This is a genomic window from Campylobacter sp. 2014D-0259 (genome assembly GCF_008000505.1).
GTDB classification, from domain to species: domain Bacteria; phylum Campylobacterota; class Campylobacteria; order Campylobacterales; family Campylobacteraceae; genus Campylobacter_D; species Campylobacter_D jejuni.
This window is the reverse complement of the sequence record NZ_VOAQ01000007.1, coordinates 95,284-112,002: the sequence shown is the minus strand read 5'-3', so window position 1 is coordinate 112,002 and position 16,719 is coordinate 95,284. Positions and strand designations below refer to the sequence as shown.

General features: G+C 30.8%; 15 protein-coding genes. 4 read left to right on the top strand and 11 right to left on the bottom strand.

What is annotated here, in order from left to right; all coding sequences use genetic code 11:
- Positions 1 to 15 precede the first annotated feature (15 nt).
- The 6 genes from SR63_RS01425 to SR63_RS01400 all read right to left on the bottom strand — a co-directional run bounded on the left by SR63_RS01425 (position 16) and on the right by SR63_RS01400 (position 5,774).
- A complete protein-coding gene (locus SR63_RS01425) occupies positions 16 to 663 on the bottom strand; it encodes a M48 family metallopeptidase (RefSeq protein WP_002876672.1) in 648 nt (215 codons plus the stop codon).
- Positions 639 to 1,955: an MATE family efflux transporter gene (locus SR63_RS01420; RefSeq protein WP_147498333.1), complete on the bottom strand. Its 1,317-nt coding sequence runs from the start codon at positions 1,953 to 1,955 to the stop codon at positions 639 to 641. Before SR63_RS01420 ends, SR63_RS01425 begins: the two co-directional genes overlap by 25 nt.
- Before the next feature lie 77 nt (positions 1,956 to 2,032).
- Positions 2,033 to 2,773: a phosphate ABC transporter ATP-binding protein PstB gene (gene pstB / locus SR63_RS01415; RefSeq protein ID WP_002776307.1), complete on the bottom strand. Its 741-nt coding sequence runs from the start codon at positions 2,771 to 2,773 to the stop codon at positions 2,033 to 2,035.
- Positions 2,770 to 3,858, bottom strand: a complete 1,089-nt coding sequence (gene pstA / locus SR63_RS01410; RefSeq protein WP_002797470.1) for a phosphate ABC transporter permease PstA — start codon at positions 3,856 to 3,858, stop codon at positions 2,770 to 2,772. Before pstA ends, pstB begins: the two co-directional genes overlap by 4 nt.
- Positions 3,855 to 4,769 carry a phosphate ABC transporter permease subunit PstC gene (pstC, locus tag SR63_RS01405; protein ID WP_002784291.1) on the bottom strand — a complete coding sequence of 305 codons (915 nt, stop codon included), beginning with the start codon at positions 4,767 to 4,769 and terminating at the stop codon, positions 3,855 to 3,857. The genes pstA and pstC overlap by 4 nt, the downstream gene beginning before the upstream one ends.
- Positions 4,770 to 4,778: 9 nt before the next feature.
- Positions 4,779 to 5,774: a substrate-binding domain-containing protein gene (locus tag SR63_RS01400; protein WP_147498332.1), complete on the bottom strand. Its 996-nt coding sequence runs from the start codon at positions 5,772 to 5,774 to the stop codon at positions 4,779 to 4,781.
- A 178-nt stretch (positions 5,775 to 5,952) separates the two neighbouring features.
- Between SR63_RS01400 and ctf the strand changes: the two genes are divergently transcribed.
- From ctf to SR63_RS01380, 4 genes are read left to right on the top strand one after another with little or no spacing between them, the layout of a single operon-like run.
- Positions 5,953 to 6,456, top strand: coding sequence for a non-heme ferritin (gene ctf, locus SR63_RS01395; protein WP_002852256.1), 504 nt, complete (start codon positions 5,953 to 5,955; stop codon positions 6,454 to 6,456).
- Positions 6,457 to 6,498: 42 nt separating this feature from the next.
- Positions 6,499 to 7,875 carry an MBOAT family O-acyltransferase gene (locus SR63_RS01390; RefSeq protein WP_002876670.1) on the top strand — a complete coding sequence of 459 codons (1,377 nt, stop codon included), beginning with the start codon at positions 6,499 to 6,501 and terminating at the stop codon, positions 7,873 to 7,875.
- Positions 7,876 to 8,886, top strand: coding sequence for a GDSL-type esterase/lipase family protein (locus tag SR63_RS01385; protein WP_002866480.1), 1,011 nt, complete (start codon positions 7,876 to 7,878; stop codon positions 8,884 to 8,886).
- Positions 8,873 to 10,051 (top strand): SGNH/GDSL hydrolase family protein, encoded by a 1,179-nt coding sequence (locus tag SR63_RS01380; protein ID WP_002858547.1) that lies wholly within the window; start codon positions 8,873 to 8,875, stop codon positions 10,049 to 10,051. Before SR63_RS01385 ends, SR63_RS01380 begins: the two co-directional genes overlap by 14 nt.
- Before the next feature lie 2 nt (positions 10,052 to 10,053).
- On the opposite strand, the gene SR63_RS01375 is transcribed toward SR63_RS01380, so the two are convergent.
- From SR63_RS01375 to ppk2, 5 genes are all read right to left on the bottom strand, one after another.
- Entirely contained in the window at positions 10,054 to 11,424 is a 1,371-nt protein-coding gene (locus tag SR63_RS01375) for a TolC family protein (protein ID WP_002866479.1), read from the bottom strand.
- Between the two features lies 1 nt (position 11,425).
- Positions 11,426 to 13,351: an ABC transporter permease gene (locus tag SR63_RS01370; protein ID WP_002866478.1), complete on the bottom strand. Its 1,926-nt coding sequence runs from the start codon at positions 13,349 to 13,351 to the stop codon at positions 11,426 to 11,428.
- A complete protein-coding gene (locus SR63_RS01365; protein WP_002866477.1) occupies positions 13,351 to 14,523 on the bottom strand; it encodes an efflux RND transporter periplasmic adaptor subunit in 1,173 nt (390 codons plus the stop codon). Before SR63_RS01365 ends, SR63_RS01370 begins: the two co-directional genes overlap by 1 nt.
- Before the next feature lie 78 nt (positions 14,524 to 14,601).
- The gene (locus tag SR63_RS01360; RefSeq protein ID WP_002866476.1) at positions 14,602 to 15,792 is read right to left on the bottom strand and encodes a M20 family metallopeptidase; all 1,191 of its coding nucleotides are present in this window, start codon (positions 15,790 to 15,792) and stop codon (positions 14,602 to 14,604) included.
- A gap of 8 nt (positions 15,793 to 15,800) precedes the next feature.
- Positions 15,801 to 16,682 carry a polyphosphate kinase 2 gene (gene ppk2 / locus SR63_RS01355; protein WP_002855028.1) on the bottom strand — a complete coding sequence of 294 codons (882 nt, stop codon included), beginning with the start codon at positions 16,680 to 16,682 and terminating at the stop codon, positions 15,801 to 15,803.
- Positions 16,683 to 16,719: the final 37 nt, after the last annotated feature.

Sequence of the window (16,719 nt, the reverse complement as noted above, 5' to 3'; positions counted from 1 at the left end):
ATAAATATAACATTTTTAACTTAAAAATTCTTTCTCTCTTTGCCTAAAATCACTCATAAAATGCTCTATAAAAGTATAAAATTCTTTGCTATGATTGGGAAATTTTAAATGGCATATTTCATGCAAAATCACATATTCAATAGCCCTTAAACTCTTTTGAATGAGTTTTAAATTTAAATTAATATAAGCTTTATTGTGATTGCAAGAACCCCAACGCGTTTTCATATTTTTAATGCTTAAATGCGTGTAAAATAAGCCTGTTTTTTTACTCCATTTTTTAAGATAAAAAGTAAAAATCTTTTTAGCATTTTGTCTTAAAAATAAATCTAATTTTGCTTTATTTTGACAAATTATTTTATCTTTATCAAAATAAATTTTTTTGGCATTTTCATCAAAAATAATTTTATATTTTTTAGCTAAAAAGATTAACTCATCATCTTTTAAAACTTTTTTTTCAAATCTTATTTTTGCCTCATTCATCCAAGAACTTGATTTATCTAAAAACTCATAAACACTTTTAAAGGTGCAAAAATAAGGAATACTAAGAACAAATTCACCCTTTTCATTTAGCCTTAATCTTAAAGTTTTTATGCATTTTTTAGAATAAAAATAGCACTCATCTTTATAAATAAATGATTTTAAACTAGAGCTTTGCCTTGCCATTTTTTACTTTTCCATCTGTATGAATTTACCATTCCACGCAAAAACTCATCTGCACAAAATCCTATCCAAACCCCTAAAATTCCAAGATTAAAATGAAAACAAAGCACATAACCCACAGGCAAAGATACCCCCATCATAAAAACAAGTCCGCTAAAAAATGGAAACTTAGCATCGCCACTTGCGCGCAAGGAATTAACCATAACTATATTAAAAGTTCGTGAAATTTCAAGAAAGATTGAAAGACCAAATAAAGGTATCATTAAATTTTTTAGCTCTTCTTTAAGCCCTAAAATTTGCATAGTAAAATCTTGACAAAGATAGTTTAAAAACGCCACTAAAGCACTCGCTATTACACTAAAATATAAAGCACGCCAAGCATGTTTATAAGCGATATTTTCATATCTAGCACCGACTAATTTACCTACTATGATTTCATTAGCTATGCTTATAGCTTGTCCTATAAGCATGATAAGCATTGAAATTTGAAAATAAATCGTTTGCACACTCAAACTCGCCTCACCTAAGCTTGCTACAAAAGCAAAAGCTATAGTGTATTGGACTATCCACAAAAGATTTTCCCCTGCTGAAAATCCTCCTATATTTAAAACCTTTTTTAAAACTTCTTTTTCAAGTTTTATCATTTCTTTGATTTTAAGATGAATTTTAAGTTTATAAAAAAGTATCGCAAACAAAGCAACTATAGCAACAATGCGAGCAAAAATATTACTAAGCCCTATTCCAAAAAGTTCTGACTTTGTATAATGCAAAACATAATAATTTCCACAAATCACCACTATATCCATCAAAAAACCTATAAACATGACCCAATAAGCCATATTATAAACCCTTACAATAGCAGCTAAAACAATACCTATGGCATCAAAAAACAAACAAATTGCAAGCATATGTAAGTAAATTTCGCTATCTTTGAGCAATTCTTGTGGAATTTTTAAAAGATAAAGCAAATACTCCCCATGCCATAAAATAAGCACACCGCATACAAAGCCTAAAAGTGCATTTAAGAACAAACTTTGATGAATCACTTTTCTTGCTAAAACATGATCTTTTGCACCAATAGCTTGTGCGATCACCACACTACAACCCACACTTAAAAATGAAAAAATAGTGATAAAAAGATCTAAAATTTGATTTCCAGCCCCCATAGCACCGACAATAAAATTAGAATAATGCGACACCATAGCGGTATTGATAATCACAGTTAAATACTTAGAAAGCAAATCCCAAAATATAGGAAAACTAAGTCTTGTTAAAGAGAGTTGTTTTTTTGCCATGATTAATGCCTTAAAAGATAAAAGGCAAATTTTAACAAATTTTTCTTAAAATAAAACCGCTAAAAATAGCGGTTTTATTATCCAAAAGCACCGCTTAAGTAAGCCTTGGTTTTTTCTTGTTTTGGATTTTCAAAAAATTCTTTACTTTCACCAAATTCTATAAGCTCGCCTAGATGAAAAAATGCAGTATAATCAGCCACGCGTTTACCTTGTTGCATATTATGCGTAACCATGATCATAGAAAGATTATGACTTAATTCTTTTAAAAGCTCTTCTATAACACCTGAGCTAATAGGATCAAGTGCGGAAGTTGGCTCATCTAAAAGCAAGAGCTTAGGTTTTATTGCTAAAGCTCTTGCAATACAAAGGCGTTGCTGTTGTCCGCCTGAAAGAGCTAGGGCATTTTGCTTTAATTTATCTTTAACCTCTTCAAAAAGCCCTACTTTTTGCAAACAATCCACCACCAAAGCTTCTTCTTCATCTTTGTTTTTAATCATACCATGAAGTTTTGGTGCATAAGAGATGTTTTCATAAATGCTTTTTACGAAAACATTAGGTTGTTGAAAAACCATGCCTACATTTTTACGCAAGGCTACTACATCTTGATTTTTAACATCTTTTCCTTCAATTTCCACTAAACCATCGATTTTTGCGATTTTATCATTCATTCTGTTAAAACAACGCAAAAAAGTGGATTTACCACATCCAGAAGCACCGATGAGTGCGGTAATTTTGTTTTGTTCTATTTGCATATTGATATCAAATAAAGCTTGTTTTTTTCCATAAAATAAATTTAAATTTGTTGTTTTTGCTATCACTTTAATTTTCCTTGAAAATATTTTCTTAATAATATCGCACTAAGATTTAACACGACTAAAAGTCCTAAAAGCACAATAATACCCGCTGCTGTTCTTTCTAAAAATGCACGCTCTGGCATAGCCGACCATGAGTAAATTTGAGCAGGTAAAACGCTAGTTGGATCAAAAATAGAACTAGCTACATCAGGGATAAAGGCTATCATACCGATAATCATCAAAGGTGCAGTCTCTCCTATAGCTTGCGCTAAAGTCAAAATAGAACCTGTTAAAATCATAGGCATAGCCAAAGGCAACATAATGCCTTTTACCATTTGAACCTTTGTCATGCCTAAGGCATAAGCGGCGTTTTTCATGTTAATGTCCACACTTTTTAAAGCCGCTTTGGTTGAAACAATGATAATAGGTAAACTCATGATCGCCAAAGTAAGCCCACCCACTAAAGCACTTGAGCGAGGCATTCCAAAAAGATTGATAAACACTCCAAGTCCTAAAAGTCCAAACAAGATACTTGGAATACTTGCAAGGTTGTTAATACACACTTCTATAAAATGTGTAAGGATATTTTGTGGCGCAAATTCTTCTAAGTAAATTGCCGCTGCAACGCCTATAGGAACACTCACAACCATACAGACAAGCATAACAAGCAAAGTCCCTACAACTGAAGATAAAATTCCTGAATTTTCAGGAGATTTTGAGTCCCCATTTAAAAAGAAATTGCTATTAAATTTAAGCTCTATCTCGCCTTTTTGCACAAGATCATCTACTAAAGTTCTTTGTTTTTCACTAAGGCGATTATATTTTTGCTTCATATATTGATCTACTTCTGAATTTGCCAAAAGCCAAGATTTTTCAGTGATTTGCCCTGTTCTTATTTTTCTTTGTTCTGCGCGAGATAAAAGATCATAAGCAGGAGAATTTCTATTAGCCTCTACAAAAATATAGGTTTGCTTAAAAGCAGGAAATCCAAGATAAGCCACACTTCCTAAAAAGATACAAAGAAAAATTAAATTAATATAAAGCCCCATTTTACAAAGTCTTTTAAAAGACTTTGAAGCTTTTTGTCTTTTTTTAAAAAGTTTTTTCATAAATTTTTCCTTTTGTGAAAGCGATTGATGAGATAAACGCTAAACATATTGATGATTAAAGTGATGATAAAAAGCACCAAACCTAAAGAAAAAGCACTCAAAGCCAAAGAACTATCAAAAGCTTGATCTCCACTTAAAGCTTCTACGATTTTTACCGTTACTGTTGTCATATCTTCTAAAAAATTCATCGTTAAATTTGGACGCAAAGAAGCTGCCATTACCACTATCATAGTTTCGCCTAAGGCTCTTGAAAGTCCTAAAAGACAAGCTGCAACTATACCAGGAATAGCCTCAGGTAAAATCACAGCAAAAACCACTTCTTTTTTTGTCATACCTAAAGCATAAGCGCCATTAATCCTTTTCTCGCTTACTGCTTCAATACAATCTTGAGATAACGAAGCCACTATAGGTACTATCATGATCCCCATGATAAAACCTGCGCCTAAAGCACTTTGAAAACTTGCTTGTATGCCAAATAAAGAAAAAAACCACACTATAAAAGGCGCTACAACTATAGCCGCAAAAAATCCAAAAACAACAGTAGGAATCCCTGCAATGATTTCTAAAATAGGTTTTAAGTAATTTTTAGATTTTTTGCCAGCAAAAACACCTAAATATATAGCACACATAACCCCTAAAGGTAAAGCCGTTAGCATAGCAATCAATGAAATATAAAAAGTTCCCCAAAAAAGCGATAGCGCTCCAAAAACACCTTGTTTGCTCGTGCCATCTGCATTCATAAAAGCTGCATCAGCTGCCCACTGACTTGAGAATAAAAAGGTAACAACACTTTCTTTTTGAAAGAATTTTAAAGCTTCAATTAAAATTGTAAGCATGATAGCAAAGCTTACTATCACGCTTACAAAAGCACATAAAAAAAGTGCAAATTTGATTATTTTTTCTTTTAGCAAAGTTTTTCCTTAAAAAACTTTTCCAGCTTTTACAAGCTCATCATTTAAAATTTTTCTATCTTCTACATGTTTTTGAGAAGCTTTTAATTTATCATCACTTAAAGGAACAAGTCCTATTTTTTCAAGCTCTCCACCACTTTTTGCCAAATCATCACTCATATAAATTTTTGCAAATTCAAAGGCTTCTTTTGGATTTTTCTTAGCATTGATATAAATAAACAAACTTCTTGCAAGTTCGTATTTTTCATCTGCGATGCTTTCTTCGCTTGGCGTAACACCATCGATATTAGCAGCATTGATTTTGTCTGAATTGCTCACCAAAAAGCTATAACCAAAAATTCCAAAAGCATCTTTATCAATAGTAAGTTTTGAAACAATTAGATTGTCATTTTCGCCACTTGGGATATAAGCACCATCTTGGCGTATGGTTTTATACTCGCCTTTATACTCAGGAATTTTTTTAGACACATCACTCATTACAAGCTCTTCTATAGTATCTCTTGTTCCTGAACTTGATGGTGGACCATAAACACTAATTTTACGATTTGGTAAATTTTTATTGATTTGATTCCAGTTTGTATAAGGATTTGGTATAAGTTTTCCATTTTGTGGAATTTCTTTTGCTAATGCTAAGAAAAGTTCTTTTTTTGTGATATTTAATGGAGCATTGGTTTTATTTTGAGCTAAAACTATACCATCATAACCTATCATAATCCCTACTATATCAGTTACCCCTACTTTTTTGCAAGTTTCAAATTCGCTTAATTTCATAGGTCTTGAAGCATTAGAAATATCAGTAGTTCCTTCGCAAAATACCTTAAATCCACCCCCTGTTCCCAAGCTCTCTACTATAGGAGTTTTTGTATTTTTAATCGAAGCATATTCTTCAGCTACAAAAGAAGTAAAAGGATACACAGTCGATGAACCTGCGATTTTTAAATCTGCTGCATTTAAAGCACCACAAAGTGCAAGACTTGCCACACTTAAAGATAGAATTTTTTTCATTTTTTCTCCTTAACTTTAAAAAAGTAATGGAAGTTTAAAAAAACTTGGAAACATTTTGGAAACATTTTTTATTTTGTGTTTTTCTTAAATATAATTTTTAACTATCAAAAATTTAGCTTGTTTTTAAAAAAATAATATATCATTATAAAACATTTTAAATTTTAATAAGGAGATAAGAATGCTTTCTAAAGAAGTTGTAAAATTACTCAATGAACAAATAAACAAAGAAATGTATGCAGCAAACTTATATCTTAGTATGAGTTCTTGGTGCTATGAAAACAGTCTTGATGGAGCTGGAGCCTTCTTGTTTGCACATGCAAGCGAAGAAAGCGATCATGCTAAAAAGCTTATCACTTATCTTAATGAGACAGATTCTCATGTAGAGCTTCAAGAAGTAAAACAGCCTGAACAAAATTTCAAATCTTTACTTGATGTTTTTGAAAAAACCTATGAACATGAGCAATTTATCACAAAATCAATCAATACTTTAGTTGAACACATGCTAACACATAAAGACTATTCTACTTTTAATTTCTTACAATGGTATGTAAGCGAACAACACGAAGAAGAAGCACTTTTCCGCGGTATAGTTGACAAGATTAAGTTAATCGGAGAACATGGAAATGGACTTTATTTAGCTGATCAATACATCAAAAATATTGCATTAAGCAGAAAAAAATAATCTTTGCCCTACTATGGGCAAATCTCGCTTTGGATTGAAGGTATGACTTATTTTTCTCTAGAATTTAGTATTTTAATGATAGCTTTTTTTGCTATTTATTGGACTTTTAAAAATGATTACAAAATACAAAATATTTTAATTTTAATTTTCTCTTATATTATTTATATTTTAATCAATCCTTATTTCGCCTTGGTTTTATTTATATATACCTTTTTTATACACTATTTTGCCTTGCTAATTTTTGTGCGTCGCAAGCGTTATATTTTCGCTACTTGCATGGCTTTTATTATTTTAAATTTATGTTTTTTTAAATACTTTCCTAGCATCAAAGGAAGTGTTGATGAGATATTAAATTTTTTCGGTTTAGAATTTTTAAATATTGATTTAGTATTACCAATAGGAATTAGTTTTTATACCTTTACTTCTATCACTTATCTTGTAGAAGTTTATCAAAAACGCCGTTTAGAAAGTTTTTTAAATTTAGCAACCTTCTTATCATTTTTTCCAACACTACTTTCAGGGCCTATTATGCGAAGTTCTTTTTTCTTTGAGCAAGCCTATCAAAAACGCGAATTTAAACATGCAAATTTAATCATCATCTTGCTTGTTTTTGGTATAGTTAAAAAAGTTTTAATAGCCAATTACCTTGGAATTTATGCTAAAAGTATTTTAGACTTTCCACAATCTTATAATTTCATACAACTTTTAAGTGCAATTTACGCCTATGCGATTCAAATATACTGCGATTTTAGCGGATATGTTGACTTAGTTTGTGCTTTTGCTTTAATGCTAGGTTTTACCCTTCCGCCTAACTTTAACATGCCTTATCTTGCAAAAAACCTAAAAGATTTTTGGGCTAGATGGCATATCAGTCTTTCAACCTTTATAAGAGATTATATCTATATACCTTTAGGGGGCAATAGAAAAGGAATGCCACGCACTATAGTTAACATACTCATCGCTTTTATACTTTCAGGTATGTGGCATGGCAATACACTTGCTTTTATTGTTTGGGGTTTATTGCATGGTATTGGCATAGTTTTTATACATTTGCTAGCTTTAAGCAAATTTAGTTTACAAAAAATTCCAGCTTTAGGAAGATTTTTAACCTTTCAATTTGTATGTTTTACTTGGATTTTCTTTTACTATAGCAAAAATCTAGAAGATGCAATAGAATATTTTAAAGCTTGTTATTATAATTTCTTCCAAATTCCATCTTATAATGATATTTATATGTTGGTTGCTTTTGGGGTTCTTTTTATGGTCTATCCTTTATTTATTAATTTTAAAGAATATTGCATTAAGATTTTAAACCTTACTCCATTTTTGCTAAAACCTTTTATTATAGCTTTTATTTTACTTTTGGTTTTTGCTTTTATGCCAGATGGAATTCCTGATTTTATTTATTCGAGTTTTTAGATGAGTGTAGTTAGATTTTTCTTCATTTTGATTATAGTACTTGGCTTGGTTGTTGTAGTTATGAATCAGAGTATTAGCTCTTATATAGAACAAAAATATCATTTTGCATTCTATCCTCATAATGATCTTTTAAAAGAAGCCAATGGCTTCAAAATTAAATTAGAACAAATTCGTGCAATTTTAAGCAACGAACCCTTGCCTCAAACCAATGAAGAAACTACAAATCAAGAAAGTAAATCAACAGATGAAAACTTAAGTAAAATAGATAAAGTTCTAAACACTTTAGAAAATGATGAAAACACTTCTCATAAAGAAACAAATCTAACCTTAATCCAAGATGCAAATATTAGTTTTATCGACAATACCAAATTAGAGCTACAAAATGGAGATGAGTTTTTATTTATCGGAGATTCTTTAATGCAAGGTGTTGCAATAGCCTTAAATAGAGATTTAAGAAATTTAAATCTTAAGGTAACCGATCTTAGTAAACAAAATACAGGCCTTTCTTATAAATCCTATTTTGACTGGTCAAAAGCCACCAATGAAGCTTTTGTTAAAAACTCAAATATTAAATATCTTGTTGTTCTTCTTGGCGCTAATGATCCTTGGGATATTAAAAAAGGAGGAAATTACCATCGTTTTGGCTCCCCTTCTTGGATAGATATTTATACAAATCGTGTAGATGAAATCATTAAAATCGCTAAAAAACATAAAGCCAAAGTTTTTTGGTTTGAAATCCCTCCTGTAAAAAAAGAAGATTTGAACAAAAAAATACAAGTGCTCAATAAAATTTACAGCGATGAAATTCTTAAAAATAAAGAAATTTTTATCAACACTAAGCTATTTTTTAGTGTCAATGATGAATACTCAGCTTATATAAAAGATGAAAACAATAGAAGTATAAAAGTAAGAACAGATGATGGGGTTCATTTTACTCCAAGTGGCGCAAGAGAAATGTCTAAACTTTTATTAGAACACATAAAACTTAAGGAAGAAAATGCTAGTAAATAAATTTAAAATTATCTTATTGTTTTTTATTATTTTTACTAGCTCTTATGCACAAAATTTAAATACAAATGACACAATAGATTCCATACTCAATCAAAACAAAAATCACTCTGCTTTAACAAGTTATGTATTAAAAAAAGATCTTAAAAATCTAGAAAAAAAATTAGAAAAAAATCAAAACATAGGAATTAGAATTTATGGAGATTCTCATATGGCGGCTGATTTCTTTCCGCGTGTCATAAGAGGATATTTAATCCGCTCTAACTCTATAGGTTTTGCCTATCCTTTACAGCCCAAATATCAACAAAATCTTAATCTTGTTTATTCTTATAAAAACTTTGAAATTTTAAACTCAAGAAATCCTGCTAATGCTGGACATAATTTTCCACTAGGTGGGATAATAGCCAAAGCAAAAATCAAAGGCGCAAAAATCAACCTTGATACAACCTTAGATAAAAAAAAATTCAAGATAGGATTTTTATTTAAAGCCAAACAAAATACCAATGCTTTTAGCATCAAAGATGCAAAAAACCAAAGCTATGAGTTAAGAACTACACAAATTAACAAATGGTCTTATAAAGAACTAGAACTTGATCTTCCTTTGCAAATTTCAGCCTTACAAAAAGATGCTGAGCTAGGAGGATATTTCATCACAAATAAAGATAATAATGTTTTCTTAGATACCATTGCAATCAATGGTGCCAAAAGTGATTTATGGCTCTCTTGGAATCAAACAGTTGTAAAAAAAGAACTAGGACTTTTACACAATGATTTAATTATTCTTGCCTATGGTTCTAATGATGCACTCTTTAAAGGGTTTGAAAAACAAAAATTCAAAAATAATTTAAAAAAATGGATTAGTATTTTAAAAACTTACAATAAAAACGCTGTTATCATGCTAATCTCTCCACCAACTGTAGTTCAAAAACAAGGTAAAAACTACAAGCTTGCTCCTGATTTTTTTACCATACGCAAAGCATTATATGAAGTTGCTAAAGAAGAAAAAACTCTTATTTTTGATATGCATCAGTTTATGCAAGATAGTGGAGGAAAAAACAAATGGATAGAACAAAAGCTTTCGCTCAATGATGTACATCTTACTATAAAAGGCTATGAGCTGATGGCTAAAAAGTTACTCGAGGATTTAAAAAATATCATCGATTATTAAATTTAATACTTAGGAAATTCTAAGTTTTCATCATTAAAACTTAAAGCTGTGATTTGATAGTAAGAATTAATGGTTTTTAAAAGATTAAATCTAGCTCTTAAAAATTCTTGCTGGGTAGAATTTAAAGTATTGTTTGCATCCAAATAATCTTTTAATTCACTTTTTCCTAAAATATATTTTTCATAATACGCCTTAGTGATAAGCTCTTGTTTAATGTTAATATTTTGCAAATTTTGCAAAAGCAAGGTGTTACTTTGATAATCTTTATAATTTAACGCAAATTCATTCATCGCACTTTGCAAGGCTTGCTCATAAGAAATTAAAAGTTGCTCATAAGTAAATTGTGAAATTTTGATATTTTGCTTTACTCTACCATAATCTAAGAAAGGTAAAGAAATCTTAACATTGCCACTTAAAATTTCAAATTTAAAACTATCATCGATTTTTTTATCACTTCCGCTTAATGCTCCACCTAAAGAAATGCTAGGCAAAATAGATTTTTGCATGGAAGAATAATCCTTAAAGGCTGATTTTAAGCTATTGAGTTTAGATCTCACATCTGCACGGTACGCTAAAGCTTTTAAAGGTATATTAAAATCAGGACTTAAGGTTTTAAAATCATTTAAAGATAAAGTTTTAAAATACTCTATGTAAGCAAAACCTTCTTGCTTTGCCAATAAATCTTGTAAATTTTTTATGAGTAAATTACGATTTTGATCATTGCTTAATAAATTTTGTTTAGCTCTTAATAAGCTTTGTTCTATGTTTAAAAGATCTAATTCTTCTATTTTTCCAAGCTTGTATTTATAACTATAAAGCTCTTTCATTTGTTCTAAATTTGAAAGATAAGCTCGAAGTAATTTATCTACATCGTTAAAATAAGCCAGCTCAAAAACATCATTTAAAGCTGTATTGATCATGCTTATTTTTAAATTTTCAAGATCATAAGCACTTGCTTTTGCACTAAATTCACTCGCACTTGCACTATCTCTTAATTTGCCATAAATATCAAGCTCATAGCTTAAATTTAAAGAATTATTGAAATTTTTACTTTGTTTGCCTGAATTTAAATCTTTATCTCCACCAAAACCCAAATTTCCACTTAAAGTCGGATATAAATCATAATTAATCAAATCGGCTCTAGCCAAAGCTGAAAGCAAAGTTTTTCTAGCAATATTAATATCGCTATTATTCAATAAAACAAAATTTAGAAATTCATTTAATTTTGCATTATCATAAGATCTATACCAATCATAAGTAAGATTTAAATCTTTCATTTGTTCTTGGGTTAAATCAACTTCTTTAGGCAAGCTAAGTTTTGCACCACAAGCGCTCAAGAAAAATGCTAAAAAAATGCTAAATATTACTCTCATATCATTCCTTTGATAATGCACTAATAGGATTTAAATTTGCTGCATTTCTTGCAGGGAAAAAACCAAAAACCACACCGATAAACATAGAACTTAAAAGTCCCAAAAGCACAGAATAGGCATTTAAAATCATAGGAAAATCAGTACTTAAAGTATTAAAAGCAAAAATAACAAAAATCGATAAAATCACACCTAAAATCGCCCCTATAGTACAAATCACAACCGCTTCGATTAAAAACTGCATCATAATATCTTCTCTTCTAGCCCCTATAGCCATGCGTATGCCTATTTCTCTTGTTCTTTCACTTACAGAAACAAGCATGATATTCATCACTCCTATACCCCCAACAATCAAAGCAATCACAGCCACACAAGCAGTAAGTATGGTTGTAGTGCGTTTATTTGCTGTAATAGCTTGTTTAAAAGTATCAGAATTAAAAGTAAAAAAATCCTTTTGCCCGCGTTTAATTTCTAAAATTCTTATGATAGCATTTTCAGCCAAAGTTGAACTCACATCATCTTTAACCTTAACTATGATTTCACGCAAATTTCTATCTCCTGTAAGCTTATTCATCAGTGTTGTATAGGGTATATAAAGACGCACTACATTATCTTCTATAGGTTTGTCTGTATCTTTTTGTAAAACTCCTATGATCTTAAAAGGTTGAGAATTAAAAAGTACCACACGACCTAAAATATTTTCACTTTTTTCATCAGGAAAAAGATTTTTTTTAGCATTAAAATCTAGCACAGCAACATTGGTACTATTTTTTACATCATCATTATTTAAAATTCTTCCCGCATCTATCCTTAAACCTTCTATGGCAAAATTATTTACCCCCACTCCTTCAGCTCTTGCACTTAAAGAAATATTGGTATAAGTTGCCACACCTGAAGTATTTGAATGAGCATCAACTGCTTCTAAATATTCTAGGGATCTTAGCGTTTCTAAATCACTAAAATTAAGCCTTGTTTTACCCGAACGCAAATCTCCAAAACCCCTTCCAGGACGAATTTCAATAGTATTTGTTCCAAGTCTTGCAATGGACTCAAGCACCTTAGCTTGAGAACCCAATCCTAAAGCCACAACACAAACTACAGAAGCAATACCTATGATGATTCCAAGCATAGTTAAAACAGAACGAAGTTTGTGTGCAAGTATGGAAGAATAAGCTATCTTAAAACACTCAAAGGCTTGATTTTTAAGCAAAGTAAGTGTTTTTTTCTCTTTAGACATTGTTTTTAAAGTGAGTTTTTCTTGAGCTTTTTCCTTTTTAGTATCGCTTAAAATTTCTCCATCTTTAATCTCTATAACCCTTTTAGCTTGTGCTGCAATTTTTGGATCGTGAGTTACTAAGACTATAGTATGGCCTTGTGCGTTAAGTTTTTGTAAAATTTCAAGCACCATAATGCCGCTTTTACTATCCAAAGCCCCCGTTGGCTCATCAGCTAAAATAAGCTCTCCACCATTCATCAAAGCTCTTGCTATAGAAACGCGTTGTTGCTGTCCTCCGCTTAATTCATTTGGTTTAGAATCTAACTTATGAGCTAGTTCTAAATCATTTAAAAGTTTTTTAGCGTTTTGACTTCTTTCTTGTAATTTTTTTCCCGCATAAACTGCAGGTAAAGAAACATTTTCTTTAGCGCTAAGCAAGCTTAAAAGATTATATCTTTGAAATATAAAGCCTATTTTTTCACGCCTTAATCTTGCTTTTTCATCATTATTAAGTTTAGTGACTTCATATTCATCAAAAATATAAGTTCCACTACTTGGTGTATCTAATGTTCCTATGATATTTAAAAGTGAAGTTTTACCACTTCCACTTTGTCCTATAATGGCAACAAATTCACCTTTTTCTATACTTAAACTTACATTTTTTAAAATGGCATTTTCGCCTATATTTTTGCAAATATTTTTAAGAAAAATCATTAAAATCTCAACTTCACTTTAGGAGCTAAACCATCAGCACTTGAGCTTACTATCAATTCTTCATTTTCATTTACGCCTTCTAAAATTTGAGTATTGATAGAATCTTTAATGCCAAGTTTGACATATTTTTTAACAGCTTTTTGATTTTCTAAAATTTCAACATAATAGCCTTTTGGATCGCTTTTAATTGCATAAGTTGGCACTGCTAAAACAGCCTTTGCACTTGCTACAACAATTTCATTTTGTATGCTCATACCAATACGCAAAAAATCATCTTTATTAGGTACATAAAATTTTGCGTAATAATAAATAGCATTTGATGAGCTTGAGCTTGAAGAACTTGAACTTGATGAGCTTGAGCTTGTACTAGAATCACTCACTTCAGTATCAGCTGGATCTATACTTGCAATCTTAGCATGATAAGTTTTTTGAGGATCATTAAGTAAAGAAAAATCAAGCTCTGTTCCTACTTTTATCTTACTCACATCAGCCTCTGCTATTTCCATTCTTACTTCCATTTCGTCTAAATTAGCTATACGGACTATAGTAGGAGTGTTTTGATTAGCATTAACTGTTTGTCCTTCATCTACAGCTACATTAATCACAACACCATCCATAGGAGCAGTAATGGTTGTATAACCTAAATCTTTTTGTGCATTTTTAAGAGTGATTTCAAGCTGAACTACTTGAGCATTAAGCTCTGCAACATTAGCTTTTAAAGTATAATAATTATTTTTTTGAGTTTCTAAATTTTCAAGAGAACTTGCTTTAGCTGCATAAAGTTTTTGCTCTCTTTGATACTGCTTACTTGCAATCTCAAGAGCAACTTTTTTACTCTCTAAATTAGCCTTAGCACTTTCAAGCTGAGCTTTTGTAATATCTAAATCGTTTTGTTGTTTATCTTTGTCAATTTGAGCGATCAAATCACCTTGCTTTACATGAGTTCCCACATCCACATAAAGTTTTATAATTTGTCCGCTAACTTGAGCACCTACATCGACTTGATCTTTGGCATATACCTTTCCTACTGCCTCTATGGTTTGAGATATATCTTTTTTTTGTATTTTTTGAGTTAAATAGCTGATTTTTTCATCATTATTAAAAAAAATAAAATAAGCCCCAACACTTCCAAGTATTGCAATTAAAATGATTAAAACAATCTTCTTTTTCATAATAACAAATCCTAAAGAAAAATCAAGATTAAATTTTACTCATTTTTTGTGAATTTTTTGTGAATTTTTAATTCTATTTTATAAATTTAAAAATTCTAAAGCCATCATCACATCACCTTGCATTAAGACTTTTAAATTTTCATCATCCCAACAAAAAGTAGAACTATGATGCAAAGCTGGATGATTTAAATCCTTTGAAATTCCAACAAACACATAAGCTCCCATTCTTTCTCGTGTTAAAAAAGCAAAATCTTCAGCCCCCATGTCAGGTTTAGAAGAAACAATGATATTTTCTTCTCCTAAGACCTTTGCAAAAGCTTTTCTTGCTATTAAAGCAGCTTTTTCATCATTAATCAATGGAGGAAATTCTTTAGTATATTTAAGCTTATAATCTCCACCATTAGATTTTGCTGTAGCAGCAGCCACTTCTTCTAGAGAACTTTTTAAAATATCTTGTGTTTTATCATTTAAAAAACGCACGGTTCCTTTTAAATAAGCATTTGTAGGAATAACATTATAAGTAGTTCCTGCACAAATTTGACCTACAGTAATCACCCCTGCTTCATAAGGGGCTAAACGCCTAGAAACAACACTTTGTATATTATTTACAAATTGCGTTGCCATAATTATAGGATCTATACAAGTGTGCGGATGAGCTCCATGTCCTCCTCTGCCAATAAATTCCAAATCAAAAATATCCGTTCCAGCCATCATTTCGCCACTTACAATTTGAGCAGTATTTTCAAGCAAAGACCCCCATAAATGACAACCAAAAACCGCATCAACATAAGGATTTTCCAATACACCTGATTCTATCATAGGTTTAGCTCCACCGCTTCCCTCTTCTGCGGGCTGAAACATAAATTTAATCGTGCCACAAAATTCATCTTTGAGCTCATTTAATATCAAAGCAGCTCCCAAAAGTCCTGCTGTATGTCCATCATGTCCACATGCGTGCATCTTACCATCAATTTTTGAAGCATAACTTAGATTAGTTTTTTCTTGTACAGGCAAAGCATCCATATCCGCTCTTAAAAGAACGCATTTTGGTTTTTTCTGACTCTTCTTTTTTCCTTCTATAGTAGCTAAAATTCCTGTTTTTGCAATATTTTTTTGATATTTAATGCCAAACTCATCTAAAATTTTACACACTAAATGAGCTGTATTTTCTTCTTCAAATTCAAGCTCAGGATGCATATGAATTTGATGTCTTAAATCAACTACTTTATCATAGTACTTTAGTGCTAAATTTTCAACCAGCTTTTGCATTCTTTTCCTTAATCTAAATCTTTTATTTTCTCATCTGCTTTTTTACTGTCAAGTTTTTCCAAATTCGCCTCCATTTTTCGTATTTCTTCTTCTCCACTACGCACTAATTTTGCATCAATTTTGGAAAAATCTCCAGTTTTTTTATTTGGATATTCTACCTTAGAAAGTATAAAACGCAATAAATTTAATCTTGCTTTTTTCTTATCATCAGAAGAAATAATAGTCCAAGGACAAGTTGGAGTATTAGATGCTAAAAGCATAGAGTATTTAGCTAAAGTATATTTATCCCATAATTCTTGCGATTTTTGATCCACAGGAGATAATTTATATTGTTTAAGCGGATCGCTTCGGCGTTTTTCAAAACGTTTTTTTTGCTCATCTTTTGATACTGAAAAATAAAATTTAAAAAAAATAATATCACTATTTGAAATCATATTTTCAAACAAAGGCACTTCTCTTAAAAAATCTTTATGTTGTTGCGGTGTACAAAAACCCATAACCGGTTCTACTCCTGCACGATTATACCAAGATCTGTCAAAAATCACAATCTCACCGGCCGAGGGCAAATGTGCTATATAACGCTGAAAATACCACTGTGTTTTTTCCACATCACTAGGTTTTTCAAGAGCCACAACGCGGCAACCACGCGGATTTAAATGCTCAATCAAACGTTTAATCGCCCCACCTTTTCCAGCCGCATCACGCCCTTCTATAAGTATAAGAACCTTTAAACCCTTGGCTTTAACATGATTTTGAAATTTCAAAAGCTCAATTTGCAAATTCTTTAAATCTTTTTCATATTCTATTGTACTTTTCTTTCTTTTAACAGAAACATAAATTTCATTCTTTTTAACAACCGCTTGCGTTTTTGGAGAATTATTTTCTTGCATTTTCAAACCTTTATAAAGTATTTAAAGCAAATTTACC

Coding starts and splice junctions, on each gene's coding strand:
- SR63_RS01365 (WP_002866477.1), bottom strand. CDS start 14,523: ATGAAAAAGAAGATTGTTTTAATCATTTTAATTGCAATACTTGGAAGT.
- SR63_RS01370 (WP_002866478.1), bottom strand. CDS start 13,351: ATGATTTTTCTTAAAAATATTTGCAAAAATATAGGCGAAAATGCCATT.
- SR63_RS01360 (WP_002866476.1), bottom strand. CDS start 15,792: ATGCAAAAGCTGGTTGAAAATTTAGCACTAAAGTACTATGATAAAGTA.
- pstA (WP_002797470.1), bottom strand. CDS start 3,858: ATGAAAAAACTTTTTAAAAAAAGACAAAAAGCTTCAAAGTCTTTTAAA.
- SR63_RS01420 (WP_147498333.1), bottom strand. CDS start 1,955: ATGGCAAAAAAACAACTCTCTTTAACAAGACTTAGTTTTCCTATATTT.
- SR63_RS01385 (WP_002866480.1), top strand. CDS start 7,876: ATGAGTGTAGTTAGATTTTTCTTCATTTTGATTATAGTACTTGGCTTG.
- ppk2 (WP_002855028.1), bottom strand. CDS start 16,682: ATGCAAGAAAATAATTCTCCAAAAACGCAAGCGGTTGTTAAAAAGAAT.
- SR63_RS01380 (WP_002858547.1), top strand. CDS start 8,873: ATGCTAGTAAATAAATTTAAAATTATCTTATTGTTTTTTATTATTTTT.
- SR63_RS01425 (WP_002876672.1), bottom strand. CDS start 663: ATGGCAAGGCAAAGCTCTAGTTTAAAATCATTTATTTATAAAGATGAG.
- SR63_RS01390 (WP_002876670.1), top strand. CDS start 6,499: ATGACTTATTTTTCTCTAGAATTTAGTATTTTAATGATAGCTTTTTTT.
- ctf (WP_002852256.1), top strand. CDS start 5,953: ATGCTTTCTAAAGAAGTTGTAAAATTACTCAATGAACAAATAAACAAA.
- SR63_RS01400 (WP_147498332.1), bottom strand. CDS start 5,774: ATGAAAAAAATTCTATCTTTAAGTGTGGCAAGTCTTGCACTTTGTGGT.
- SR63_RS01375 (WP_002866479.1), bottom strand. CDS start 11,424: ATGAGAGTAATATTTAGCATTTTTTTAGCATTTTTCTTGAGCGCTTGT.